Annotated in this window: 21 protein-coding genes; 9 read left to right on the forward strand and 12 right to left on the reverse strand. The window is 66.1% G+C overall.

Annotation, left to right across the window (positions count from 1 at the left end):
* Nucleotide 1: 1 nt before the first annotated feature.
* The 6 genes from LPB04_RS01405 to LPB04_RS01430 all read right to left on the reverse strand — a co-directional run bounded on the left by LPB04_RS01405 (nt 2) and on the right by LPB04_RS01430 (nt 11,401).
* Nucleotides 2-2,401, reverse strand: a complete 2,400-nt coding sequence (locus tag LPB04_RS01405; RefSeq protein ID WP_193687041.1) for a catalase — start codon at nt 2,399-2,401, stop codon at nt 2-4.
* Between the two features lie 151 nt (nt 2,402-2,552).
* Nucleotides 2,553-3,488: a diguanylate cyclase gene (locus LPB04_RS01410; protein ID WP_193687042.1), complete on the reverse strand. Its 936-nt coding sequence runs from the start codon at nt 3,486-3,488 to the stop codon at nt 2,553-2,555.
* The gene (locus tag LPB04_RS01415) at nt 3,485-6,937 is read right to left on the reverse strand and encodes a hybrid sensor histidine kinase/response regulator (protein WP_227496581.1); all 3,453 of its coding nucleotides are present in this window, start codon (nt 6,935-6,937) and stop codon (nt 3,485-3,487) included. The genes LPB04_RS01410 and LPB04_RS01415 overlap by 4 nt, the downstream gene beginning before the upstream one ends.
* Nucleotides 6,934-8,364 carry an oxygenase MpaB family protein gene (locus tag LPB04_RS01420; protein ID WP_227496582.1) on the reverse strand — a complete coding sequence of 477 codons (1,431 nt, stop codon included), beginning with the start codon at nt 8,362-8,364 and terminating at the stop codon, nt 6,934-6,936. Before LPB04_RS01420 ends, LPB04_RS01415 begins: the two co-directional genes overlap by 4 nt.
* Nucleotides 8,364-9,170, reverse strand: a complete 807-nt coding sequence (locus LPB04_RS01425) for a carotenoid biosynthesis protein (protein WP_193687043.1) — start codon at nt 9,168-9,170, stop codon at nt 8,364-8,366. The genes LPB04_RS01420 and LPB04_RS01425 overlap by 1 nt, the downstream gene beginning before the upstream one ends.
* Before the next feature lie 14 nt (nt 9,171-9,184).
* Nucleotides 9,185-11,401 carry a TonB-dependent receptor gene (locus LPB04_RS01430; protein ID WP_227496583.1) on the reverse strand — a complete coding sequence of 739 codons (2,217 nt, stop codon included), beginning with the start codon at nt 11,399-11,401 and terminating at the stop codon, nt 9,185-9,187.
* 266 nt (nt 11,402-11,667) lie between these two features.
* Between LPB04_RS01430 and LPB04_RS01435 the strand changes: the two genes are divergently transcribed.
* A complete protein-coding gene (locus LPB04_RS01435) occupies nt 11,668-12,294 on the forward strand; it encodes a hypothetical protein (protein WP_193687044.1) in 627 nt (208 codons plus the stop codon).
* Nucleotides 12,295-12,319: 25 nt separating this feature from the next.
* On the opposite strand, the gene LPB04_RS01440 is transcribed toward LPB04_RS01435, so the two are convergent.
* Together LPB04_RS01440 and LPB04_RS01445 are read right to left on the reverse strand one after the other, a co-directional pair.
* Entirely contained in the window at nt 12,320-12,796 is a 477-nt protein-coding gene (locus tag LPB04_RS01440) for an adenylyltransferase/cytidyltransferase family protein (RefSeq protein WP_193687045.1), read from the reverse strand.
* Between the two features lie 20 nt (nt 12,797-12,816).
* Nucleotides 12,817-14,001 (reverse strand): PilT/PilU family type 4a pilus ATPase, encoded by a 1,185-nt coding sequence (locus LPB04_RS01445; protein ID WP_193687046.1) that lies wholly within the window; start codon nt 13,999-14,001, stop codon nt 12,817-12,819.
* Between the two features lie 157 nt (nt 14,002-14,158).
* Here LPB04_RS01445 and LPB04_RS01450 point away from each other — a divergent pair, with 157 nt between their 5' ends.
* The 5 genes from LPB04_RS01450 to LPB04_RS01470 all read left to right on the forward strand — a co-directional run bounded on the left by LPB04_RS01450 (nt 14,159) and on the right by LPB04_RS01470 (nt 17,159).
* On the forward strand, nt 14,159-15,100 hold the full coding sequence (locus LPB04_RS01450) for a hydrogen peroxide-inducible genes activator (RefSeq protein WP_193687047.1): 942 nt from the start codon (nt 14,159-14,161) through the stop codon (nt 15,098-15,100).
* 74 nt (nt 15,101-15,174) lie between these two features.
* On the forward strand, nt 15,175-16,029 hold the full coding sequence (ubiA, locus tag LPB04_RS01455; RefSeq protein ID WP_193687048.1) for a 4-hydroxybenzoate octaprenyltransferase: 855 nt from the start codon (nt 15,175-15,177) through the stop codon (nt 16,027-16,029).
* Between the two features lie 83 nt (nt 16,030-16,112).
* Nucleotides 16,113-16,427 (forward strand): DUF883 family protein, encoded by a 315-nt coding sequence (locus tag LPB04_RS01460; RefSeq protein ID WP_193687049.1) that lies wholly within the window; start codon nt 16,113-16,115, stop codon nt 16,425-16,427.
* On the forward strand, nt 16,427-16,804 hold the full coding sequence (locus LPB04_RS01465; protein ID WP_193688822.1) for a phage holin family protein: 378 nt from the start codon (nt 16,427-16,429) through the stop codon (nt 16,802-16,804). Before LPB04_RS01460 ends, LPB04_RS01465 begins: the two co-directional genes overlap by 1 nt.
* Complete coding sequence (locus tag LPB04_RS01470) at nt 16,797-17,159, forward strand: YqjK family protein (protein WP_193687050.1); 363 nt, start codon at nt 16,797-16,799, stop codon at nt 17,157-17,159. Before LPB04_RS01465 ends, LPB04_RS01470 begins: the two co-directional genes overlap by 8 nt.
* Nucleotides 17,160-17,207: 48 nt before the next feature.
* Here LPB04_RS01470 and proC read toward each other — a convergent pair whose 3' ends face one another.
* Both proC and LPB04_RS01480 read right to left on the reverse strand, forming a co-directional pair.
* Nucleotides 17,208-18,017, reverse strand: a complete 810-nt coding sequence (gene proC, locus LPB04_RS01475; protein ID WP_193687051.1) for a pyrroline-5-carboxylate reductase — start codon at nt 18,015-18,017, stop codon at nt 17,208-17,210.
* Nucleotides 18,018-18,026: 9 nt separating this feature from the next.
* The gene (locus LPB04_RS01480; RefSeq protein ID WP_193687052.1) at nt 18,027-18,728 is read right to left on the reverse strand and encodes a YggS family pyridoxal phosphate-dependent enzyme; all 702 of its coding nucleotides are present in this window, start codon (nt 18,726-18,728) and stop codon (nt 18,027-18,029) included.
* A gap of 80 nt (nt 18,729-18,808) precedes the next feature.
* Between LPB04_RS01480 and LPB04_RS01485 the strand changes: the two genes are divergently transcribed.
* From LPB04_RS01485 to LPB04_RS01495, 3 genes are read left to right on the forward strand one after another with little or no spacing between them, the layout of a single operon-like run.
* Nucleotides 18,809-19,852 (forward strand): type IV pilus twitching motility protein PilT, encoded by a 1,044-nt coding sequence (locus LPB04_RS01485; RefSeq protein ID WP_193687053.1) that lies wholly within the window; start codon nt 18,809-18,811, stop codon nt 19,850-19,852.
* 2 nt (nt 19,853-19,854) lie between these two features.
* Nucleotides 19,855-20,991, forward strand: a complete 1,137-nt coding sequence (locus LPB04_RS01490; protein ID WP_193687054.1) for a PilT/PilU family type 4a pilus ATPase — start codon at nt 19,855-19,857, stop codon at nt 20,989-20,991.
* A gap of 33 nt (nt 20,992-21,024) precedes the next feature.
* Nucleotides 21,025-21,507, forward strand: coding sequence for a glutathione peroxidase (locus LPB04_RS01495; protein ID WP_193687055.1), 483 nt, complete (start codon nt 21,025-21,027; stop codon nt 21,505-21,507).
* An 89-nt stretch (nt 21,508-21,596) separates the two neighbouring features.
* Here LPB04_RS01495 and LPB04_RS01500 read toward each other — a convergent pair whose 3' ends face one another.
* Both LPB04_RS01500 and LPB04_RS01505 read right to left on the reverse strand, forming a co-directional pair.
* Nucleotides 21,597-22,133 carry a hypothetical protein gene (locus LPB04_RS01500; RefSeq protein WP_193687056.1) on the reverse strand — a complete coding sequence of 179 codons (537 nt, stop codon included), beginning with the start codon at nt 22,131-22,133 and terminating at the stop codon, nt 21,597-21,599.
* Nucleotides 22,134-22,231: 98 nt separating this feature from the next.
* Complete coding sequence (locus LPB04_RS01505) at nt 22,232-22,621, reverse strand: hypothetical protein (RefSeq protein WP_193687057.1); 390 nt, start codon at nt 22,619-22,621, stop codon at nt 22,232-22,234.
* Nucleotides 22,622-22,679: the final 58 nt, after the last annotated feature.

The raw sequence follows: 22,679 nt of genomic DNA on the forward strand, positions 1-22,679 counted from the left end.
ATCAGACCATCGGCGGATCGGTCTCGCGCGCGAAGGAGCGGTGGCTGGCCAGCGCCTGCTTGAAGGCATCCAGGCCGGCATCGACCAGCAGCGCCGGATCGTCCGAACCATCCGGCAGCGTCGCCGGAATCATGGCCTTGGCCAGCAAAGCGGCGCCGCTGCCCAGCACCATGATCGGCTTGCAATGGCGGTACTGCTCGCGCAGGAAGTCGATCGCGTGGGCGTTGCGCGCCAGCAGCTCGGCCGATTTGTCGCCATCGGGCACGATCACGGCGTCGTACATCACCGACGGGCCGGCTTCGAGCGAGATCTCGACATCCAGCGGGTCGCCGGCGCTGGCCTTGACCTTGCCCAGCATGTTGCCCACCAGGCGAGGCACGGCGCCATCCTTCAGCAAGTCCGCATACAGCTTGCGCACCTGTTTGCCGTCCACGCCATTGGCCACCAGGATCGCCACGCGGCGGGTGCGGATGCCGGTTTCGCCCGGACGGCTCAGCAGCGACAGCGCCGGCGATGGATCGTAGACCGGGACCGGATCCGGGCTGGCCATCGGCAGCGGCGCCGGCACGTCCATCCCCAGGCCTTCGGCCACCTTGGCCACCAGGCCGTCGTCGACATTCGCCAGCAAAGCCAGCATGCGCTCGCGCACGGCCGGGGTTTGCACCCGGGTCAGCTCGAAGCGGAAGGCGTTGGCGATGTGGGTCTGCTCGGCCGCGCTCTGGCTCTGGTAGAACAGGCGCGCCTGGCCGTAGTGCTCGGCGAACAGGGCGGGATTGCCGCGCACCTTGTCTTCGGTCGTGAAGCGTTCCGGGAAGCTGGTGAAGCCGGCCTTGCCGGCCTGGAATGGACAGCCACCGCCCAGCGAGTTCGGCTCGTAGTTCACACGGCCGCGGTTGATGGCCTGGCGGTGCATGCCGTCGCGCTGGTTGTTCTGGATCTGGACGATCGGCGAATTGATCGGAATTTCATGGAAATTCGCGCCGCCCAGGCGGCTGATCTGGGTGTCCAGGTAGGAGTGGTTGCGGCCTTGCAGCAGCGGGTCATTGGAAAAATCGATGCCCGGCACGATGTGCGCGGTGCAGAAGGCCACCTGCTCGGTCTCGGCAAAGAAGTTGTCCGGGTTACGGTCGAGCACCATGCGGCCGACCGGCGTGATCGGAACGAGCTCTTCCGGCACCAGCTTGGTGGCATCGAGGATGTCGAAGGGGAAGGATGCGGCCTGCTCTTCGGTGAAGATTTGCAGGCCCAGTTCCCATTCCGGGAAATTGCCGCCCTCGATCGCTTCCCACAGGTCGCGCCGGTGGAAGTCGGAATCGGCGCCGGAAATACGCACCGCCTCGTCCCAGACCAGCGAGTGCGTGCCCTGTAACGGGGTCCAGTGGAATTTCACGAAGCGCGACTCGCCCTGCGCGTTGATCAGGCGGAAGGTGTGCACACCGAAGCCCTGCATCGTGCGGTAGCTGCGCGGGATGGCGCGGTCGGACATCACCCACATCAGCATGTGCGCGATTTCCGGAGACAGCGAGGCGAAGTCCCAGAAGGTGTCGTGGGCCGTGGCGGCCTGCGGCATCGCATGGTGCGGTTCCGGCTTGGCGGCGTGCACCAGGTCCGGGAATTTCATCGCATCCTGGATGAAGAAGACCGGGATGTTGTTGCCCACCAGGTCCCAGTTGCCCTGCTCCGTATAAAACTTGACCGCGAAGCCGCGCACGTCGCGCGCCGTGTCGGTCGAGCCGCGTTCGCCGGCGACGGTCGAGAAGCGCACGAAGACCGGGGTGCGCTTGCCCTTGGCGGCGAACGGGACCGCGCGGGTCAGTTCGCTGAAGTCGCCGTAGGACTCGAAATAGCCGTGCGCGGCCGAGCCGCGCGCATGCACCACGCGCTCGGGAATGCGTTCATGGTCGAAATGGGTGATCTTTTCGCGCAGAATAAAATCTTCCATCGCGGTCGGTCCGCGCAGGCCGATCTTGAGCGAATGCTGGTTGTCCGCCACCGGCACGCCCTGGTTGGTGGTCAGGTGGCGGTCGCTCGGATCCACACGCACGCGGTCAAGCGGCGCCACGGTCGGATTCTGGCCGACCGGCGGCTGGCCGTTGCCGACCTTCTCCGACATCATGATTTCGCTGCTCGTGCTGCCGGTCGCGGCCGGCGTCGACGGCTGGTGATGGTCGCCCTCGGGTGGGGTGCCCGACGCATCGCCGTACTCGGCCGGCTTGTTCGGATTGAAGGGCATGGCGGCGGCCAGGTCCTTTTCGGCGCTGGTTTTCTCGAGCAGGCGCTCGGGAACCGGATCGCTGCTGCCCAGGCTCGATGGCGGCGTGCTGGTCGATGGCCCGGCGACGGTGCTCAGTACGGAACCGGCGCCATCGGTGGCGCCGGATTTGTTATTGCGTGTGGTCATGCGGTCCTCGCTGGTTGATCAGTTGTCTTCGATTCAACGAACAACATAACCGACCAGCAGTGAGCGCTATGTTAGTGAACTAACGCAATTGATCAGGCAACAAGTATTCCCTCGACAAAGGCGCATTGCATTTCCCAGCCAGAAATAACAATTATCCCGCGTCAGTAAGCGCTTCTTGCGCGCCCCGCCACATCACCCGATTGCGTCCGCCCTGCTTGGCCCGATACAACTGCACATCCGCCGCCTCGAACAGCGCTGCCGAGCTTTCCGCCTGGGCCGGGTCGAGGCTGGCGCCGCCGATGCTGACCGTGATGCAGGACGCCGCCGCGGAACCGGCATGGGCGATCATCAGCTCGGCCACTGCCTGGCGCAAGGCCTGCGCGATCTGCAGCGCCTGAACGGCATCGGTTTCCGGCATCAGGAGCACCAGCTCTTCGCCGCCGTAGCGCGCCGCCAGGTCGGCCGGGCGCCGCATGTGGGTGCCGGCCACGCGCGCAACCGCACGCAGGGCGCGGTCGCCGGCCGGGTGGCCATATAAATCGTTGAACTGTTTAAAGGAGTCGATGTCGAGCAGGGCCAGCGACAGCGGCCGGCCGCTGCGGCGGGCGCGCTGCCATTCGAGGTCGTAGACGTCGTCGAAGCGGCGCCGGTTGGCCAGCTCGGTCAGGCCGTCGACGTGGGCCAGGTGTTCGAGCAGGCGCCGCTGGCGCACCAATTGAAGGTGCAGCGCCACCCGCGCCAGCACCACCGTCGCATTGAAGGGCTTGGCGATGTAGTCGGAGGCGCCCATCTTGAGGCCGGCCGCTTCGTCTTCCGGACGGTCGAGGCCCGAAATGAAGATGACCGAGACGTGTTCGGTCTGGGGCGTGGCGCGCAGGCGGCGCAGGACTTCGAAGCCGCTCATGTCCGGCATCATCACGTCGAGCAGGACCAGGTCGGGCACGTGGCGCGTCGCGCGCTCGACGGCCTGGGCGCCGTTCTTCGCGAGCAGCACCGTGTACTCGGGCTGGAGCAGCTCGCACAGCACGTCACGGTTGACCGGGTCGTCGTCGGCGACCAGGACTTTCTGCGGTTCGGCTGGCGTCATGCGCATTCCTCCAGGTTCGGGCGCAGCAGCCCTTCCAGTTCGGCGAGCGGCGCCAGGGCGGCCTCGTATTCGAGCTCGCTCACGGCGTGCGCGATTGCGGCCAGGGGCGCAGCAAAGGCGGCGGCGGGGAGCCGCGCCTGCAGTTCGGCCAGGGTGTCGCGGGCGCGGGCGTCGTCCGCCGCCAGCTGGGCCGCGAGGCGCGCCACCAGCGTCGGCAAGCCGTCGGGCGGGCGCGCGGGCTGGTCGCGCGGACCGGCCAGCGGCGCCATCCCGGCCAGGATGGTGTCGAGGGTCGCGATCAGGGCCGGCACCATGCCGGCCGCGCGTTGCGCGTCATCGGCGCGCAGCGCTTCCTCGAGGCGCCGGGCCTGCGCCGCCAGCTCGTAGGCGCCGACATAGGCCGCGCTCGACTTCAGGTTGTGCGCCAGCGCTGCCAGCGGGGCCTCGTCGCCGCTGGCCAGGGCCTCGGCCAGCTGGCGCGGCGCGGCGCGGTATTCCTGCACGAAGCTGCGCACGCGCTTGATCAGGCGCGCATGCTGGTGGCTGACGCCGGCCAGCGCCGTGTCCCAGTCGACGCCGGGCACGGCCGGCAGCAGGACGGTGTCGTTGCCCGGCAGCGTCTCAACCTGCGCGGCCGGCGCTGCGCGCCCATCCAGGCGCGCCGGATCGATCCAGGCCAGCAGGGTGCGGAACAACAGGTCCGGATCGATCGGCTTGGCGAGATGGTCGTTCATGCCGGCCGCGAGGCTGCGTTCGCGGTCGCCCGCCATTGCGTGCGCGGTCATGGCGACGATCGGCAGCGCGCGCAGGCGCTCGATGGCGCGGATGCGGCGCGTGGCGGTGAGGCCGTCGACCTCGCGCATCTGGATATCCATCAGCACCAGGTCGTAGTCGTGCAGCTGCACCATCTCGACCGCCTCGCCGCCGTGGACGGCGACGTCGACGTGGACCGGGGCGGCGGCCAGGAAGTCGAGCGCCACTTCGCGGTTGTTGGCGTTGTCCTCGACCAGCAGGATGCGCGCACCGCGCAGCCGCGCCAGGCCGCGCGGGTCCGCTTCCATCCGCTCGGGCGCACCGCCCGGGGCCAGGTCCGGACGCAGCACCCGCAGCAGGCTGTGGTACAGCAGCGCCGGGCCCACCGGCTTGTTCAGGAAGCCCTGCAGCTGCAGCTGTCCCGCCTGCAGCTGTACCGTTTCGCGGGCGCAGGCGCTGACCATCAGGATCGAGGGCGCGGCGCCGATATCCCCGGCCGCGCGGATACGGCGGATCGTCTCGACGCCGTCCCAGCCCGGCATCAGGTAATCCATCAGCACGACCTGGTAGGGTTTGCCGCGTGCTGCCGCGTCCTTCCATCGTGCCAGCGCCTCTTTTCCGCACGAGGCCGCGTCGGCGGCGATGCCGAAGCCCTCCAACATTTCGACCAGCGCAGCGCGCGCCGTCTCGCTGTCGTCGACCACCAGCAGGCGCATCTGCTGGAGCGCGGCTCCGGGAGCGGAAAGCACGCCGGGCGCGCTCCCCGCCTGCCCGAGCGGCACCGTGAAACTGAAGCTGCTGCCGACGTTCGGGGTGCTGGTGACGGCGATCGCGCCGCCCATCAATTCGACCAGCTGCTTCGAAATCGAGAGGCCGAGACCCGTGCCGCCGTACTTGCGCGTGATCGAATCGTCGCCCTGGCGGAAGGACTGGAACAGGCGCGCCAGCTGGTCCGCGTCCATGCCGATGCCGGTGTCGGTGACGCAGAAACGCAGGGTCAATGCGCCGGTACTGCGCGCTGCCACCTCGACGCCGACGACGATCTCGCCCTCCCCGGTGAACTTGACGGCATTGCTGGTGAGGTTGATCAGGATCTGGCCCAGGCGCAGCGGATCGCCGACCAGGCGCGCCGGCACGCCGCGTCCGACGCGGAACACGAGTTCGACGCGGCGCGCATCGAGCTTGATGGCGGTGAGGTTGGACAGGTGCTCGAGCAGGTCGTTGAGGTCGAACTCGACCTGCTCGATCTTCAGCTGGCCGGCCTCGATCTTCGAGAAATCGAGGATGTCGTTGACGATGCCGAGCAGGTGTTCGCCCGCGCCCAGGATCTTGCCCAGGTAGTTGCGCAGGCGCGGTGCCGGATCGGCCATCAGGGCCAGCCGGCTCATGCCGATGATCGCATTCATCGGGGTGCGGATCTCGTGGCTCATGTTGGCCAGGAAGTCCGATTTCAGGCGGGTCGCCGCTTCCGCGCGCAGCATGGCATTGCGGATCGCACCCGTGCGCAGGCCAAGCACGCGCATGAAGATGACCATGTCGACCGCATTCGTGAACTGCAGCGAGTGCATGGTCCAGAAGCCGGCGTCCACCGCGCCGTTGATCATCTGGCTCAGCACGAGCGAGCCGGTGAAGCTCAGTGCCCAGCCGAGCAGGAAATACAGGCCGACCGGGTCGCCGCGGCGCGCGCGATTCAGTGCGCCCGGCAGGCCCAGCAGCATCGGCATGATGCCGAGCGTGCTGACGATGATCACCAGCTGCCCGACGCTGATCAGGTCAGCAGCGAATGCCAGCGCGGCGCAAGCGGTGAGCGCGGCGCCGGTTTTCATCAGGCGGCTGAAGATGCGGTCCTTGCCGGGACGCGCGAGCGCCTGCTCGACGAACAGGTAGGCGCCGCAGGAGGACATCAGGGCGAACAGGCCGCCGGCATGGATGTTCATCCAGGCGTTGGCGCCCCAGAAGTACTGGCTGCCGATGCCGAAGAACTCGGCCGAGAACAGGGTCGTGCCGGCGATCATCAGCGCGTACTTGCCAAACAGCGGCTCGCGCAGGTTCAGCGCCTGGGCCAGGCTGTAAAGCAGCAAGCACAGGCTCAGGCCCAGCAGCAGGCCTTGCAGCATCTGCTCGTTGACGGCATCGGCATGAAATACCGCGGGCTGCGAGAAGCGCAGCGGCAGCACCATCGCACCGGTATTCTCGATGCGCAGGTAGATGTCGTGGCGCTGGCCGTGCAGCAGGTCGAGCAGCACGGCCGGCGTGCGCACCCGGCGCCCGCCCGCTTGCGGCGGCTGCAGGTTGCCGGCCACGCCATGCTGGCGCAGGACACCCTCGCTCACCACGAAGAACTCGACCTTGTTCAGGACCGCGTAATCGATCTCCGCGATCCAGGCCGCGCGGCTGCCGGCCGGCACCCTGACCGGGATGTGCAGCCAGACCGGGTCGTTCTGCACCCCGAGCGTCGCATGGCTCGACACGGGCGCGGTAAAGCGCTGCGGTTCGGCCAGCACGGCCTCGATCCCGAGCTTGCCGCCGGGGTCGGTGAACATCGTCAGCGCGGGCCAGGCCTCGACGCTGCCGCTGCGGTCGTCGAGCACCAGCGGTGACGCCGCCCGGGCGCGCGGCAGGAAAGCAAGCGACAGCACCAGGAGCAGCAGCAGCGCGAGGGCTGCGCGCAGCCGGGGCGACACGGACCACATCATGCGGCTTCCTCCTGTGGGCTTGGGGCGGCATCGGGGCGGAAGCGGCGCTCGATGCTGTTCATCCAGCGGGGCGCCTGCGGGTCGACGTCCCAGTCGTTCACGGCGCCCGCGACCTGGCGCAGCAGCGCTTCGGGCAGTTTCAGGGGCCGCGTCTGGTCCATCAGGAAGCGCACCGTCAGGCGGTAGCCGAGGATGCGCGTGGCCAGGCGCGCGATCGAAAAGCCGGGCCGGACCACCCGCGCCAGGGTATCGACGGCGCGCGTCACGCCCATGCCGAGCGCGAACAGGGCGCGCGAAACCAGGGACACGCGCCCGTCCAGTCCCAGGTCCGCCGCCGTCTCGCGTCCGCACAGGTAGCGCGTCAGCAGCACCGGGAAGGGTTTTAACGAACGCAGTGGAATCTCGGCCTGCATCGCCCCCATCAGGGCGTTCGCCAGCGCCGGGCGCGGGTCGGTGCTGCGCGCATGGAACGCGGCGCCGGCCTTGCGCGTGGCCGGCGCATGGCGGGCTGCAGCCAGCGCGCGTCCGTCGCCCTGCAGGCGCGCGAACAGGGCCTCGGCTTCCTTCATCGTTTGCACCAGCAGGCTTTGCTCGATGCCGAGCAGGTGGCCGACCACGTTCCAGGCGTGCAGGTAGGCGCCCTCCTCCTCTTTTGTCAGGCCCAGGCCGAGGCGGCGCAGGCTGCGCAGGAAGACATAGTGAAACGTGAGCAGCGTATAGGCCAGCTCTTGCTGGTTGCAGGGCAGGCCGTTGGCGTTCACGTCCCAGCCGCGCGCGAACAGGGTTTGATACAGGCCCTTGCCTTCGGGCAGCAAGGCGGGTACCGCGGCGCCGTGTTCGAGCGCCTCGCCCGGGTTGCCGCGCACGATCAGGTGGCGGATCGTGGCGTGGATCAGGCGCACCTTGAGCACCTGCGCCACCCCGCCGCCGTCGGCATCGAGCAGGCCGCCGCGCAGCATCACCGGGAAGATCATCGCCGCCGTCGACCGCACCCGGTAGTCGGTGTGCCGCTCGAGCTGGCCGGCCGTGTGCAGCACGCTGGCCAGGTCAACCGGCACATAACACTCGGGCAGGCTGGCGCAAAACAGCAGCGTGCACGAGAGCATGCTCATGTCGACGAAGACCGATTCCGCGCAGCCGACCTTGCCGGCGTCGACCCAGGCGGGCAGCCGGCGTGCCTGCCGTACGTAGTCTTCGAGCGCTGCGGCGATCGGCGCCGGGGTCTGCGCAGCAGCGGTCCAGCCATCGAGCGCGCCGTTGGTCTCCCAGCCTGCCAGCTCGCGGTTGACGACCGCGATCGCGTCCCAGCGCGACAGGGCCGGCGTGCCCTCGCCCCATGGCCCGAGGATGCGCGCGATGGTGTCGTCGGCCAGCGGATCGGCGCGCAGGCGCGGGTCGGCGGCGACCGGTTCAGACATGGTCCCCATCACGCCTCCCCCGCCAGGCGCACGCCCGGCTGGCGCCAGCGGCTCCAGCCGCACAGGGCGGCCAGCAGCGGAATGCCCATTGCGAACACGGCGATGGCGCGCGTTTCGACCGGTACGCCGAGCAGCGCCTGGAACAGCAGGCTGCCGCCGTAGATCGCCAGCGGCACGGCGATGTCGCGCGGCGCCACCGGCACCCTGGCGACCGGCGGCTGCCGCCGCAGGGTCAGGCGGAACAGGAAGACGATGACGAAGGAGACGAACATCCAGCCGGCGAAGCCCTGCAGGGTTTCGCCGAACCAGCCGCCGTCGGTCTCCGTCATGATCCAGGCCTTCAGCTTGAACACCATGTAGGGATCGGCGCCGAGGTCATAGGCGGTGACGACCATCGCCGCCAGCAGCGACTGCGCCAGCGTCTGCCCGAGCGCGGTGGCGCCGTCGCTCGGCGTCTGCCAGACGATCAGGTTGGCGATCACGTAGCCGATATAGCTCAGGGCGAACCACATCAGCGCGATCACGAAAGGGACCTTGCCGATGCGCGGCCCGAGCACCTCGGTATAGGTATAGGAACCGAAGAACCAGCCATAGGTCGAGCCGAGCTGCTCGGCCGTCCAGCCGAGGACGACCGCGATCAGCACGAAGCGCAGCGCCGCGCGCGCGCCCAGCACGTGGACGGCGCTGCTGGCGCAGCAGGCGAACATCAGCACCGAACTGGCCACCAGCAGGCCGCTGGTGTCGCCCAGCGCGCGCACGAGCAGGCTTGCCGCCACCAGGGCCAGCAGGACGAGGGTGATGCGCGGGAGCGTCATGGATGGACTTCCGTTCAGAACCGGTAATCGACGCGCAAGGCGACTGCGCGCGGCTCGCTCGGCACGGTCATGCCGAAGCTGTCGATCGTGACCGGCTCGACCTTGTTCTGCAGGTTCTTCACGCGCAGCAGCACGCTCCAGGGCGAACCCGCCGGCTCGTAGCCCAGGCGCATATCGGTCTCGGTGCGGCCCGGAATCCGGTAGCGCAGCAGCTGGCTCGGCACGCCGATCGTGGATTCACTGCTGCTGCGCGAGAAGACGCCGGCTTTCATTACGCCGTCGCGCAGCTGGAAGCCATGTTCGTAGCCGAGCGTGAACACGGCGCGCGGCGCGCGGTCGAGTTTGTAACCGGCCCAGGAGTGAACGCCGTCCGGGCTGTAGGCGAGATAGTGGGCGTCGGTGAACGCGAGCGTATAACTCAGGCGCCCTGCCGCCACCGGTTTCAGCACGCCCTCCACTTCCACGCCCTTGACGCTGGCGGCGCCCGCGTTGGCGGTGACGAAGCGCGGCACGCCCTGCACCATGGCCACGCCCGACAGCTGCAGGTTGTCGTAGGCGTAGCGGTAGGCGCTGAGGTTCAGGCCGGCGCGGTTGGCCCAGAAGCGGGTCTTGATACCCAGCTCGTAAGCCTTCAGCGTTTCGGGACGGTAGACCAGCGTAGGATCCGGCGCCGCTCCGTCATTGAAGCCACCCGACTTGTAGCCGGTCGAGACCGTGGCATAGGCCATGGTCGATGGCGCCAGGTCGAACTCGGCGCCGAGGCGCCAGGTGGTCTTGCCGGTGGCAAGGGCGGCCGCATTCGGCAGGGCGATATCGGTGGCCGGGTTGAACACCTGTTCCTGCTGCAGGTTGGTCGAACCGTAGCGCGACTTGCGGTCTTCGGTACGGCGGGCGCCGGCGGTCAGGCGCAAGCCGTCCAACGCGCGCCATGTGACCTGGCCGAAGAGCGCGCGGCTGCTTGAGGTGACCGGATTCGACGGGAACACGTAGTACGGAGGCAGCCCGATGAGTTCGAGGTCGCGGAAGGTGGCCAGCTGCGCCATCTCTTCGCGAAACCAGTAGATGCCGGCCTGCCCCGATACGGGGCCGTTGCCGTTCGTCGCCACGCGCAGCTCGTGCGAATCCTGCTCGAAGCTGCCGTCGAAGTCCTGGCGCACGCCCAGCGCGAAGCCGGGCACGATACGGTAGTAATAGTTGACCAGGAAATCGTGGTCGAACCTGCGGTGCGCGCCCAGGTAGTGCAAGGTGGCCGGGCCCAGGTCCCAGGAGAATTCGGCGCCCAGACCGGTGCTGGCGCGGCGGCTGTGGCCCTGCTCCGGCACCGTGTTCGGCGGCACGAAGGCATTCGTCAGGCGCGCGACCGTGCCGGCGTCGTACGGTACCGGGTTGCCGGTCTCGATACCCTGGTAAAAATTCGTGTCGGGGACGATGACGTCGTTGTTGTCGCGCTGGACGCTGCGGTCCAGGCGCAGCAGCAGCGAAGCCGAGGAGCCGAGCGCGAACTTCGCCGACAGGCGGCCTGTCGTGGCGTCGCGGTCCTGGCCGAGCGTGTGCGGCGTGCCCTGCCCGTTGCGCAGCAGGCTGTCGCGGCGGTTTGTCGACACGGCGGCGCGCAGCGCGATGGCGTCGCTCACCGGTACGTTCAGCACCGCGTCGGCCTTGCGGCTGCCGTGGTTGCCCATTTCGACGCCCGCGGCGCCTTCGAAGCGCGCGGTCGGCGCGCGCGAGATGACGTTGACGACGCCAGCCGTGGTGTTGCGGCCGTACAGGGTGCCCTGCGGGCCGCGCAGCACTTCGATGCGGTCGACGTCGAGGAAGTCGAGGTTCTGGCCGTGCGGACGGGCGATGTAGATGCCGTCCATCATGAAGGCGGCCGACGGCTCTCCCTTCTCGGTGGCGTCGGCGTTCGACACGCCGCGGATGGTGATCCGCAGGCCGTCGGCGGCGCCGTTGATGGCCACGCCGGGCAGGCGCGCGCCGATGTCGGACGGGCGATCGAGTCCGGCCGCGGCGAGCGCGGCGCCGTCGACGACCGACATGGCGACCGGTGTTTTCGATTCAAGGCCGCTGGTGCGCTGCGCGGTGACGATCACTTCCTGGATTCCGCCTTCGGCCGTATGCATGACTGCGGCGGCCGGCGCCTCCTGTGCTGCCGCGGCAGCGCCGCAGACGATACCCGCGATGGCGAGCGCCAGCGGCGTGAGGTTCGAACGAACCTGACGATTGGACATGCATTCCCCTAGTCTCTTGATTAAACGCTGACGCCGCCTGAGACGGCGTCCGCCCAATGTGTGTCTGATTTATGTCAACACATCTTATGGCTGGGCTTGGACTAGGGCAGTCTATCAGTTAGTGCAACTAGGAAACAGTGCCTTTGAGCGATACCGTGGATGGCCAACAACTGTTCAGGATTTTGTGTTCCGTATCCACTTTTAAATAGTTGCCGTAGGGAATTAAATGCTTACAATGGGCGTCCTTTCCCTCACCAGGCATCACCATGAAGACAATCGATTCCGCCGGCTTTCGCACCATTGCCCTGCGTTCCGCCTCCGCCCTGCTGCTGAGCTTGTGCGCACTCGCCGGCGCCTCGGCACAGGAAGCGCAGCCCGCCCCTGCCGCTTCGAACGAAGCGGCCACGCCCGCTCCGGCACGCGTACGCCTGTTCGGCCAGAACGGCCTGATGGTCCATTTTTACCAGAACAGCAGCTGCATGGGCGGCAAGGGACCGAAGACGACTGTCTCCGGCGGCGTCGGCGACGCGTTCGGTTCGATGTTTGGCCGCGCCAAGAACACCTCGATCGGCATGCCCGAGACCCCGACCACCGCCAACCTGGGCAAACGCGACGGCTATTTCTCGAAAGCCTATTTCCGCGAATATGAAATTCCCGGCAACCAGCCGATGGCGCTGCGGATGGCGTATCAAAGTGCGGCCGGCGCGCCGGGTTCGAAATACTGCCGTAGCTTCGGCGGCACCTTTACGCCGGAAGCCGGCAAGCAGTACGAAGTGACCCTCGAGGTCTCGCCGTACCAGTGCCTGGCTGTGGTCCATGAAATCGAGCAGGGGGCACAAGGGCCGGCGACTTTGCGCGACGTCGCGGTCACTGCGACGAAAGATTGCGATTAAGGAAGGAAGTACACGGCCGGCTGCCTCAGCCGGCCCGTACCTTCGTGAGCAGCTTGGTCGTCGAGCGGTCATGCTCGAAATCGATGGCGACCGCCTGGCCGCCATAGGCGAGCACCGCCTGCCCCTCGGGAATCGCGCTCATCTCGTAATCGCCGCCTTTCGCGTAGATCTCGGGCCGCGCTTCCAGCACGGTTTCGAGCGCCGTGTCCTCGTCGAATTCCACCACCAGGCTGACCGATTCCAGGGCCGCCAGCACGGCCATCCGGTCCGCCAGCGTGTTCAGGGGACGGTCATCGCCTTTCCCCAGGCGTTTCACGGAAGCGTCGGTATTGGCCGCGACCACCAGCGAAGCGCCCAGTTCGCGCGCCTGCGCCAGGTAGGTCACGTGGCCGCGGTGCAGGATGTCGAAGACGCCGTTGGTCAGCACGACAGGTTTTGGCAGGGCGGCGACGCGCGCCTTGAGCTCGGCGCGCGAGCAGATTTTATTTTCGAAATTCGGCATAAGGTTCGGCTTTAAATGCGTCAGCTTGGATTTGCAGGGTCTTCCGGCTCTTCTTCGAGCATCATCGACAGCGGCGAGGCCTTGGCGCCGCCCTCGTCGGCTTCGCGCCGTTCGCCCGACAACTTGATTTGCAGGCGCAGGCCGTTGGCCGAATCGGCGTTGCGGATCGCCTCGTCGTAGCTGATATGGCCCTTGTTGTAGAGCTCGTAGAGGGCCTGGTCGAAGGTGCACATGCCCAGTTCGCGCGACTTGTGCATGATCTCCTTGATGCTGTGGAAATTCCCCTTCAGGATCATCTCGCCGATGGTCGGGGTATTCAGCAGGATTTCGATCGCGGCTTTGCGGCCCTTGCCGTCCTCGGTGCGCACCAGGCGCTGCGAGACGATCGCGCGCAGGTTGGCCGACAAATCCATCAATAACTGGTTGCGGCGCTCTTCCGGGAAGAAGTTGATGATGCGGTCCATCGTCTGGTTCGCATTGTTCGCGTGCAGGGTGCCGAGGCACAGGTGGCCGGTTTCGGCAAAGGCGATTGCGTGCTCCATGGTTTCGGTGTCGCGGATTTCGCCGATCAGGATCACGTCCGGCGCCTGGCGCAGCGTGTTTTTCAGGGCGTTGTGCCAGGAGTGCGTATCGACGCCGACCTCGCGGTGCGTGACCAGGCAGTTCTTGTTCTTGTGGACGTATTCGACCGGATCTTCGACCGTGATGATGTGGCCGGCCGAGTTGCTGTTGCGGTAGTCGATCATCGCGGCGAGGGTGGTCGACTTGCCGGAACCGGTGCCGCCGACGACCAGCACCAGGCCGCGCTTGGTCATCACGACGTCTTTCAGGACTTCGGGCAATTCCAGCTTCTCGAAGTTCGGGATTTCGGAAGCGATCGTGCGCACCACCATGCTGACGCTCTGCTGCTGCACGAAGACATTCACGCGGAAGCGGCAGACGTTCGGCAGGGAAATCGCGAAATTGCACTCCATCTGCGCTTCGAACTCGGCGCGCTGGCGCTCGTTCATCAGCGACAGGGCCAGCGCCCGCGTCACTTCCCCGGTCAGGCGCTGCTGGCTCATCGGTTTCATCGCGCCCTGGTGTTTCATGCTGGGCGGGAAATCGGCCGAAATGAAGAGATCCGAGCCGCCCTGCTGGTGCATGACGGTCAGCAGTTTCTGGATGTAAGCGAGGGCTTCGGCCGGGCCAAAGGTGGAGGTCATGGTGCCTTTCTGAACTGTTGGGCAAGGATTCGTCGTCGATCTCACCCAGAGCGCATTATATCGACTAAGATTCTGGTTAAATTACTATCCTGGCTGACCACGCCGGGCGGTGGCAGGTTTATTATTGCATCTCTGCAATGCGACTGACCATACTTCTATGACACTCACCGAGCTGAAATACATCGTCGCCGTTGCGCGCGCCAAACACTTCGGCCATGCCGCCGAGTCGTGTTTCGTAGCCCAACCCACCCTCTCGGTCGCCATCAAGAAGCTCGAAGACGAGCTCGGCGTTACCTTGTTCGAGCGCGGCGGTTCGGAAGTGTCGGTGACGCCGGTGGGAGCGCAGATCGTGGCCCAGGCCGAACGCGTGCTCGAGCAGACCGCCGCGATCAAGGAGCTGGCCAAGCAGAACAAGGACCCGCTGGCCGGCCCCCTGCGCCTGGGCGTGATCTACACGATCGGCCCCTACCTGCTGCCGCCGCTGGTGAAAAACCTGATCGACAATGTGCCGCAGATGCCGCTCGTGTTGCAGGAAAATTTCACCGTCAAACTGCTGGAGCTGCTGCGCCAGGGCGAACTCGACGCTGCCATCATGGCGCTGCCGCTGCCCGACCACGGCATGCTGATGCAGACCCTGTACGACGAGCCCTTCGTTGTCGCCACGCCGCGCACCCATCCGTGGTCGAAGCGCCGCGAGATCCCGGCCGACGACCTGAAAGCGGAAACCATGCTGCTGCTGGGCAGCGGCCACTGCTTCCGCGACCAGGTACTCGAAGTGTGCCCGGAAATGGCGCGTTTCTCGTCGCCGGGCAACGGCATGCAGCGCACCTTCGAGGGCTCGTCGCTGGAGACGATCCGCCACATGGTGGCCAGCGGCATCGGCCTGACTGTCCTGCCGCGCGCCTCGGTGCGCGACATGGAAGATCCGAACGGCATGCTTTCCTTCGTTCCCTTCTCCAAGCCGGCGCCCTCGCGGCGCGTGGTCATCGTCTGGCGCAAGAGTTTTACGCGGCGGGCGGCGATCGAGGCGGTGTGCAATGCGGTGGCGCAGTGCGACTTGCCGGGGGTGGATATGCTGGCGCTGGAAAAAGCCGCGTAAACTCGTCGGGGGTGCCAAACCCGGTAAAATCGCTGTCTTGTCCACAATAATTCTTGCACGACAAGAAGCGACTCATGAACAAGCTGGCGCTCTACTTCCGGCTGGTCCGCGCTGACAAGCCGATCGGCATCCTCCTCCTGCTCTGGCCCACGCTGTGGGCGCTCTGGATGGCCTCCGGCGGCAAGCCCGATCCGGTGGTGGTCGTCATCTTTGTCCTCGGCACCGCCCTGATGCGCTCGGCCGGCTGCGCCATCAACGATTACGCCGACCGCGACTTCGACAAGCACGTCAAGCGCACCGTCGACCGGCCGCTGACTTCCGGACGCATCAAGGGCTGGGAGGCGGTCATGGTGGCCGCCGTGCTGGCCATCGTCTCCTTCCTGCTGATCCTGCCGCTCAATGCCCTGACCAAGCAGTTGTCCGTGCTGGCCGTGATCGTCGCCGGCTCCTATCCGTATTTCAAGCGCTTCTTCGCGATTCCCCAGGCCTACCTCGGCATCGCCTTCGGCTTCGGCATCCCGATGGCCTTTGCCGCGGTGCAGGGCCAGGTACCCGCCATCGCCTGGTGGCTGCTGCTGGCGAACGTCTTCTGGGCGGTCGCCTACGATACTGAGTACGCGATGGTCGACCGCGACGACGATTTAAAGATCGGCATCCGCACCTCGGCCATCACCTTCGGCCGCTTCGACGTGCTTGCGGTCATGCTGTGCTATGGCGCGGCGCTTGCCATCGACCTGGCCTGCGGCTGGATGCTCGGCCTGCGCTGGTGGTTTGTCGCGGGCGTCGTCGTCGCCGCCGGCATGGCGCTGTACCACTACACCCTGATCCGCGACCGCGACCGGATGCGCTGCTTTGCCGCCTTCCGCCACAACAATTGGTTGGGTGCGGCACTATTCGTTGGTGTCGCGTTAGACTATGCATTAGGATAATATTGTCCGAAATGCACGACCCTTGTGTTGCACGATCGTGGCCGCCTGGCCGCGACCCACATTTAGATAAAGAGGACCTCCCCATGATGGAAAAAATCCCGACCCAGACCGGCGCCCGCGACCAGCTGATGGCCGACCTGAAGACCGTTATCCAGGACGCCGAAGCCTGGCTGCGCCACGGCGGCTCGCTGACCGGCGAAGAGCTCACGAAAGCGAAAGCCAAGTTCGAAGGCGCCCTGACCAGCGCCAAGGAAGGCCTGGCCAACCTGGAAGTCGTCGAGAAATCGAAAGCTGCCGCCAGGGCCACGGACACCTACGTCAAGGACAATCCGTGGAAGGCCGTCGGTATCGGCGCCGCTGTCGGCGTCGTGCTGGGCATGCTGATCAATCGTCGTTGATGGTCTTCACCGAGACGGTCGGCCGGATCGGGTCGACGCTCGTTTCCATGGCGCGCACGCGCCTGGAGCTGGCCGCCGTCGAGGCGCGCGAGGAAGCGCAGTCGCTGCTGGGCTATGCGGCCTGGACGCTGCTGGCCGCCTTCCTCGGCGCTTTCGCGTTCATGCTGGTGGCCCTGTTCGTCATCGTGCTGTTCTGGGACGAGCACCGGTTGCTCGCGATCGGCGCCATGGCCGGCGCGTTCGCCCTGGCCGCCGTGCTGATCCTGGCGAAGGTGCGTGCCGGCTTCGCCGCGCGCGGCCCGATGCTGGCCGCCACGCGCGCGGAACTGGGCAAGGACATCGGCTTCATCCAGGGCACGGGAGCGGCACATGAGTAAGGGGAAAAACGGCGAGAAAACACCGCTGGCGATGCGCCGTGCGCACCTGGTTGCGGAATGCGCGCGCCAGCGTGGGGACCTGGCCGATCACCTCAATTTGCTGAAGGCGCCCGTGGAGCGGGTCCAGGGTGCGGCAGGGTTTATCGGCGCGCATCGCAAGACCTTGCTGGCCGGTGCCGGGGTCGCGGCTGGCATGATGATCGCGCGGCCCAGGCCGGTGCTGGGCGTGATCGCGGCGGGTGCGTCGCTGTGGCAGGTCGCGCAGCGCGTGGTGCCGCTGGTGCAGAGGATGCTGCCGACGGTGCAGCGGGTGCTGCCGATTGTTCGCTCGCGCTTGGGCGGGCATCTGGAATAGCCGGTCAGGCTAGCGCTTTGCATGGTGGGCACAGGGTGCCCACCGCTCTTAATCCTTCCCCAACTCGTCTCCCAGCTCGCGTCCACGTGCGGCTGCCGCCTTCATGGCTGCGACGATCGCTTCTTTCACGCCCGCCGCTTCCATGCTGGTTATCGCCGCATGCGTCGTGCCGCCCTTCGAGGTCACGCGCTGGCGCAATACGTCCAGGGATTCGTCAGACTGCGCCGCCAGCTGGGTGGCGCCGCTGAAGGTCGCCAGGGCCAGCTCCCTGCCCTGCTCCGCGCTGAGACCCATCTCCTGCGCGGCGGCGACCATCGCCTCCAGAAAATAAAACACGTAAGCCGGACCGCTGCCCGACACCGCCGTCACCGGATCGATCAGGGCTTCATCAATCAGCCACACGGTCTGGCCGACCGCGCGCAGCACCTCGTCGGCGGCCTTGCGCTGCGCCTCGCTCACGCCGGCAAGGGCCACCAGGCCGGTAATGCCCTGCTTGATGAGCGCCGGCGTATTCGGCATCGCGCGCACGATGGCGCCGTAGCCTCCCAGCCAGCGCGACAGGTCCGTGCCGCGGATGCCGGCGGCGATCGACAGCACCAGCGGACCTCCCGTCAAATGCGGCGCCAGCGTGCCTGCCACCTCGCGCATCTGCTGCGGCTTCACCGCCAGCACGATCACGTCGACATCCGCCACCGCGCCGTCGATGCCGCCCGCGGTCGTGGCGCCGTATTGCGCCGCCAGCCGGGCAAGGGCTTCCGGGTTCGGATCGACCACGTGTACCTGGGTGCCGCCGACCTTCGCCAGGCCGGCGATCAGCGCAGTCGCCATGTTGCCGCCGCCAATAAAAGCAATCTTCATCTCAATCCTTCAGTCGTAATGGCGTAAGCCGAAAATGGCGCTGCCGACGCGCACGATGGTCGCGCCTTCGAGAATCGCGGATTCCATGTCGCCCGACATGCCCATCGAGAGCGTATCGATGGCCAGACCGCCCGCGCGCAGGCTGTCGGCGAGCTGGCGCAGCCTGGCGAAGGCGGCGCGCTGCAAGGCCGGGTCGGTCTGCGGTTCGGGAATCGCCATCAGCCCGCGCAGCCGCAAATTCGGCAGCGCCGCGACCTGGCGCGCCAGCTCCGGCAGCTCGGCCGCCGTGGCGCCGCTCTTGGTCGCCTCGCCGCTGATGTTGACCTGCAAGCAGACGTTCAGCGGGCCGAGCTCCGGCGGACGCTGTTCCGACAGGCGCTGCGCGATTTTCAGCCGCTCGACCGTGTGGACCCAGGCGAAGTTGGTCGCGATCGGGCGCGTCTTGTTGCTCTGGATCGGGCCGATGAAATGCCACTCCAGGGGTAGGTCCGGTTGCGCGCGCGCCACGGCGGCGATCTTTTCGACGCCTTCCTGCAGATAGTTTTCGCCGAAAGCGCGCTGTCCCGCAGCCACCGCTTCGAGCACGGCTTCCATTGGGAAGGTCTTCGATACGGCCAGCAGCTGCACGCTCGATGGCGGCCTGTTGGCGGCCCGCACGGCGGTCGCGATTATCGCTTCGACAGCTTGCAAGTTGGCGGCGATTGTGGACATAATTGTTTTCTATAGGAAATTTTCGCGCAGGTACTGAAGAGGTACGCCGGAGCTGTTCCTCCACCGCATAGGGATTATAAATGGACATCTCAGAACTACTCGCCTTCTCGGTGAAGAACAAGGCCTCCGACCTGCACCTCTCGGCCGGCCTGCCGCCGATGATCCGTGTGCATGGCGACGTACGCCGCATCAACCTGCCGCCGCTCGAGCACAAGGACGTGCACGCCATGATCTATGACATCATGAACGACGGCCAGCGCAAGCAGTACGAAGAAATCCTGGAATGCGACTTCTCGTTCGCGATCCCCGGCCTGGCGCGCTTCCGCGTCAACGCCTTCAACCAGGAACGCGGCGCCGCCGCCGTCCTGCGTACCATTCCGTCCAAGATCCTGACGCTGGAAGAACTGAACGCGCCGAAGATCTTCGGCGAACTGGCCTTGAAACCGCGCGGCCTGGTACTGGTGACGGGTCCGACGGGCTCGGGCAAATCGACCACGCTGGCGGCGATGGTCAACCACCTGAACGAGACCGAATACGGGCACATCCTGACGATTGAAGATCCGATCGAATTCGTGCACGACTCGAAGAAATGCCTGATCAACCAGCGCGAAGTCGGCCCGCACACCCTGTCGTTTTCCAACTCGCTGCGTTCGGCATTGCGCGAAGACCCGGACGCGATCCTGGTCGGCGAACTGCGCGACCTCGAGACCATCCGTCTCGCCTTGTCGGCCGCCGAAACCGGCCACCTCGTGTTCGGTACCCTGCACACCTCGTCCGCGGCGAAAACGATCGACCGTATCGTCGACGTCTTCCCGGCCGAAGAAAAGGAGATGGTGCGGGCGATGCTGTCGGAATCGCTGCAGGCCGTGATTTCGCAGACCCTGCTGAAAACGAAGGACGGTACGGGCCGCGTCGCCGCCCACGAAATCATGATCGGCACGCCGGCGATCCGCAACCTGATCCGCGAAGCGAAGATCGCCCAGATGTATTCGGCGATCCAGACCGGCAGCAATGTCGGCATGCAGACCCTGGACCAGAACCTGACGGACCTCGTGCGCCGCAACGTGATCTCCAGCGCCGCGGCCCGTTCGGCCGCCAAAATTCCTGAAAACTTCCCGGGCTAAAAATGGAACGCGACCAGGCCTCAAAATTCATGTTCGACCTGCTGCGCCTGATGGTCAGCAAGGGCGGCTCGGACCTGTTCATCACCGCCGGCTTCCCGCCGGCGATCAAGATCGACGGCAAGATGACGCCGGTCTCCAGCCAGCCCCTGACGGCCGCCCACACGGCCGATCTCGCGCGTTCGATCATGAACGACAAGCAGACAGCCGGCTTCGAGCTGACGAAAGAGGCGAACTTCGCGATCAGCCCGGGCGACCTGGGGCGCTTCCGCGTCTCCGCTTTCGTCCAGATGAGCAGCGTCGGCATGGTGCTGCGCACGATCACGACGCAGATCCCGAAGTTCGAGGACCTGGCCCTGCCGAACGTGCTGAAGGACGTCATCATGTCCAAGCGCGGCCTGGTGATCATGGTCGGCGCCACCGGCTCCGGTAAATCGACGACGCTGGCCGCCATGGTCGGCTACCGCAACGAAAACAGCTACGGCCACATCATCACGATCGAGGACCCGGTCGAATTCGTCCACCCGCACAAGAACTGCGTCATCACGCAGCGCGAAGTGGGCGTCGATACCGACAGCTTCGAGGCGGCCCTGAAGAACTCCCTGCGCCAGGCGCCGGACGTGATCCAGATCGGAGAGATCCGCGACCGCGAGACGATGGAACATGCGATCGCCTTCGCCGAGACCGGCCACCTGTGCTTGGCCACCCTGCACGCGAACAGCGCCAACCAGGCGCTCGACCGCATCATCAACTTCTTCCCCGAAGAGCGCCGCCAGCAGCTGTTGATGGACCTCTCGCTGAACCTGCGCGGCCTGATTTCGCAGCGCCTGATCCCGAAGAAGGAAGACAAGGGCCGCGTAGTGGCGATGGAAATCATGCTCAATTCTCCGCTGATCTCGGACCTGGTCTTCAAGGGCGAAGTCCACGAGATCAAGGAGATCATGAAGAAGTCGCGCGAACTGGGCATGCAGACTTTCGACCAGGCCCTGTTCGACCTGTACGAGGGAGACAGGATTTCGTACGAGGATGCGCTGCGCAATGCCGATTCGGTCAACGACCTGCGCCTGAACATCAAGCTCAACAGCAAGAACGCGAAGGACCGCGATTTCTCGAGCGGGACCGAGCACCTCGGCCTGGTCTGACCGCGCGCGGGTGATACGCGTTATCATCCTGCCATGAACGTTTTCGACTTCCAGGCCGCCCTGTTGGACGGCACCCCCATCGACCTGTCGCGCTACCGCGGCAAGGTACTCCTGATCGTCAACACGGCCAGCGCCTGCGGCTTCACGCCCCAGTACAAGGGCCTGGAAGAAGTCTATCGCCAGTTCCGCGAGCGCGGCGTCGAAGTGCTGGGTTTTCCCTGCAATCAGTTCGGCCACCAGGAACCCGGCGGCGAAGCCGAGATCGGCGCCTTCTGCGAAAAGAACTACGGCGTGAGCTTCCCGCTGTTCGCCAAGGTCGAGGTCAACGGTCCCGGCGCCCATCCCCTGTTCCAGCACCTGAAGCATGCTGCGCCGGGCGTGCTCGGCACGGAACTCATCAAGTGGAATTTCACGAAATTCCTGGTCGGGCGCGACGGCAAGGTCGTCAGGCGTTATGCGCCGCAGACCAAGCCGGAAGAGATCACGGGCGATATTGAACAGCTGCTGGGCCGGTAACAAAACCCTCGCGACGCGGCACCCGGAAACGCATCCGCACATGAAAAAAGCCCGCACTGGTGCGGGCTTTTTTCACTACAGGCGTGCGCTTACTTCGTGATCGGCGTCGGCGCTGGAGCGGCCGGCGTGTCGACTGGCATCGGGGCCGTGGACGGCGCGACGGTGGCATCGACATTGGCGCTGACCGGCGTCGTGGCCGGGGTCGTGGTCAGGACGGGGGCAGCTGGCGTGGTCGCCGCGGCACCGGCCTGCACTTGGGTCGAGGACGAGGTCGAACCCGCAGCCGAGCTCGAACCGGAGGTCGATGCCGACGTGTCCGCGGCTTCAGTCTTGGCTTTGGCCTTCGCCTGCTTGTGCTTCGGCTTGGCGTGGGCGGTTTTCTTCGCCTTCGGGGTTTCCGACTTCGCTGCCGGCTGGGCGTCCACCGTCGTGGTCGTGGTGGTCGTGGCGGTCGCAGGCGTCGCCTTGGCGTTCAGGGTCGTCTTGACGTCCTTGTTGTCCACCAGCACAGCGGTCTTTGCATCGACCTTGCCGGTATGGGCTTTGGCGGCAGGGGTGGCCGGGGCTTGTGCGAAGGCAGCGCTTGCAAACAGGCCGGCGATCAGGGTGGCGGTGATTTTCTTCATGGTGTGGCTCCTTGTATTGGTCGTCGTCCGTGCGACAGTATCCGGGCAGAGAAACCCGCGGCGACGCGGGCTTCATCGGTCATTGGTGCTTGCCTGGCTTATTTGGTTTTTGCGGTGGCCGAGACATCGGCGCCATGGGTGCCGGTGTGGGTAGTGGTGGTCACCTCGGCTGGCGGCTTCACGCTCGATTTGGCGGCGGTCTTGGCTTCCTTGGCGTCGGCCTTCACGGCGGCCTTGGCTTCCTTGGAGTCGCTCTTGATCGTTTCCTTGGCTTGCTTGGTATCGGCCTTCAGGGTCGCCTTCGCTTCCTTCGTATCGGCTTTCACGGCAGCTTTCGCTTCCTTGGTATCCGCTTTTGCATCCGCCTTGACTTCCGCCTTGGTCGGTGCCGGCGTCACGGTCGTGGCGGTGGTGGCGGTGGTAGTGGTTTGGGCGAATGCGGCGCTTGCGAACAGACCGGCGATCAGGGTGGCGATGATTTTTTTCATGGTGCGGCTCCTAGTGGGTTGTCTTGTCAGTGCGCGTTTCTTACGTCACTGAGCCAAT

Source organism: Massilia litorea (assembly GCF_015101885.1).
GTDB classification, from domain to species: domain Bacteria; phylum Pseudomonadota; class Gammaproteobacteria; order Burkholderiales; family Burkholderiaceae_D; genus Telluria; species Telluria litorea.

Bases quoted from the DNA above. Each gene is read 5' to 3' on its own strand.
- LPB04_RS01405 (WP_193687041.1), bottom strand. From the start codon at position 2,401: ATGACCACACGCAATAACAAATCCGGCGCCACCGATGGCGCCGGTTCC.
- LPB04_RS01410 (WP_193687042.1), bottom strand. From the start codon at position 3,488: ATGACGCCAGCCGAACCGCAGAAAGTCCTGGTCGCCGACGACGACCCG.
- LPB04_RS01415 (WP_227496581.1), bottom strand. From the start codon at position 6,937: ATGATGTGGTCCGTGTCGCCCCGGCTGCGCGCAGCCCTCGCGCTGCTG.
- LPB04_RS01420 (WP_227496582.1), bottom strand. From the start codon at position 8,364: ATGGGGACCATGTCTGAACCGGTCGCCGCCGACCCGCGCCTGCGCGCC.
- LPB04_RS01425 (WP_193687043.1), bottom strand. From the start codon at position 9,170: ATGACGCTCCCGCGCATCACCCTCGTCCTGCTGGCCCTGGTGGCGGCA.
- LPB04_RS01430 (WP_227496583.1), bottom strand. From the start codon at position 11,401: ATGTCCAATCGTCAGGTTCGTTCGAACCTCACGCCGCTGGCGCTCGCC.
- LPB04_RS01435 (WP_193687044.1), top strand. From the start codon at position 11,668: ATGAAGACAATCGATTCCGCCGGCTTTCGCACCATTGCCCTGCGTTCC.
- LPB04_RS01440 (WP_193687045.1), bottom strand. From the start codon at position 12,796: ATGCCGAATTTCGAAAATAAAATCTGCTCGCGCGCCGAGCTCAAGGCG.
- LPB04_RS01445 (WP_193687046.1), bottom strand. From the start codon at position 14,001: ATGACCTCCACCTTTGGCCCGGCCGAAGCCCTCGCTTACATCCAGAAA.
- LPB04_RS01450 (WP_193687047.1), top strand. From the start codon at position 14,159: ATGACACTCACCGAGCTGAAATACATCGTCGCCGTTGCGCGCGCCAAA.
- ubiA (WP_193687048.1), top strand. From the start codon at position 15,175: ATGAACAAGCTGGCGCTCTACTTCCGGCTGGTCCGCGCTGACAAGCCG.
- LPB04_RS01460 (WP_193687049.1), top strand. From the start codon at position 16,113: ATGATGGAAAAAATCCCGACCCAGACCGGCGCCCGCGACCAGCTGATG.
- LPB04_RS01465 (WP_193688822.1), top strand. From the start codon at position 16,427: ATGGTCTTCACCGAGACGGTCGGCCGGATCGGGTCGACGCTCGTTTCC.
- LPB04_RS01470 (WP_193687050.1), top strand. From the start codon at position 16,797: ATGAGTAAGGGGAAAAACGGCGAGAAAACACCGCTGGCGATGCGCCGT.
- proC (WP_193687051.1), bottom strand. From the start codon at position 18,017: ATGAAGATTGCTTTTATTGGCGGCGGCAACATGGCGACTGCGCTGATC.
- LPB04_RS01480 (WP_193687052.1), bottom strand. From the start codon at position 18,728: ATGTCCACAATCGCCGCCAACTTGCAAGCTGTCGAAGCGATAATCGCG.
- LPB04_RS01485 (WP_193687053.1), top strand. From the start codon at position 18,809: ATGGACATCTCAGAACTACTCGCCTTCTCGGTGAAGAACAAGGCCTCC.
- LPB04_RS01490 (WP_193687054.1), top strand. From the start codon at position 19,855: ATGGAACGCGACCAGGCCTCAAAATTCATGTTCGACCTGCTGCGCCTG.
- LPB04_RS01495 (WP_193687055.1), top strand. From the start codon at position 21,025: ATGAACGTTTTCGACTTCCAGGCCGCCCTGTTGGACGGCACCCCCATC.
- LPB04_RS01500 (WP_193687056.1), bottom strand. From the start codon at position 22,133: ATGAAGAAAATCACCGCCACCCTGATCGCCGGCCTGTTTGCAAGCGCT.
- LPB04_RS01505 (WP_193687057.1), bottom strand. From the start codon at position 22,621: ATGAAAAAAATCATCGCCACCCTGATCGCCGGTCTGTTCGCAAGCGCC.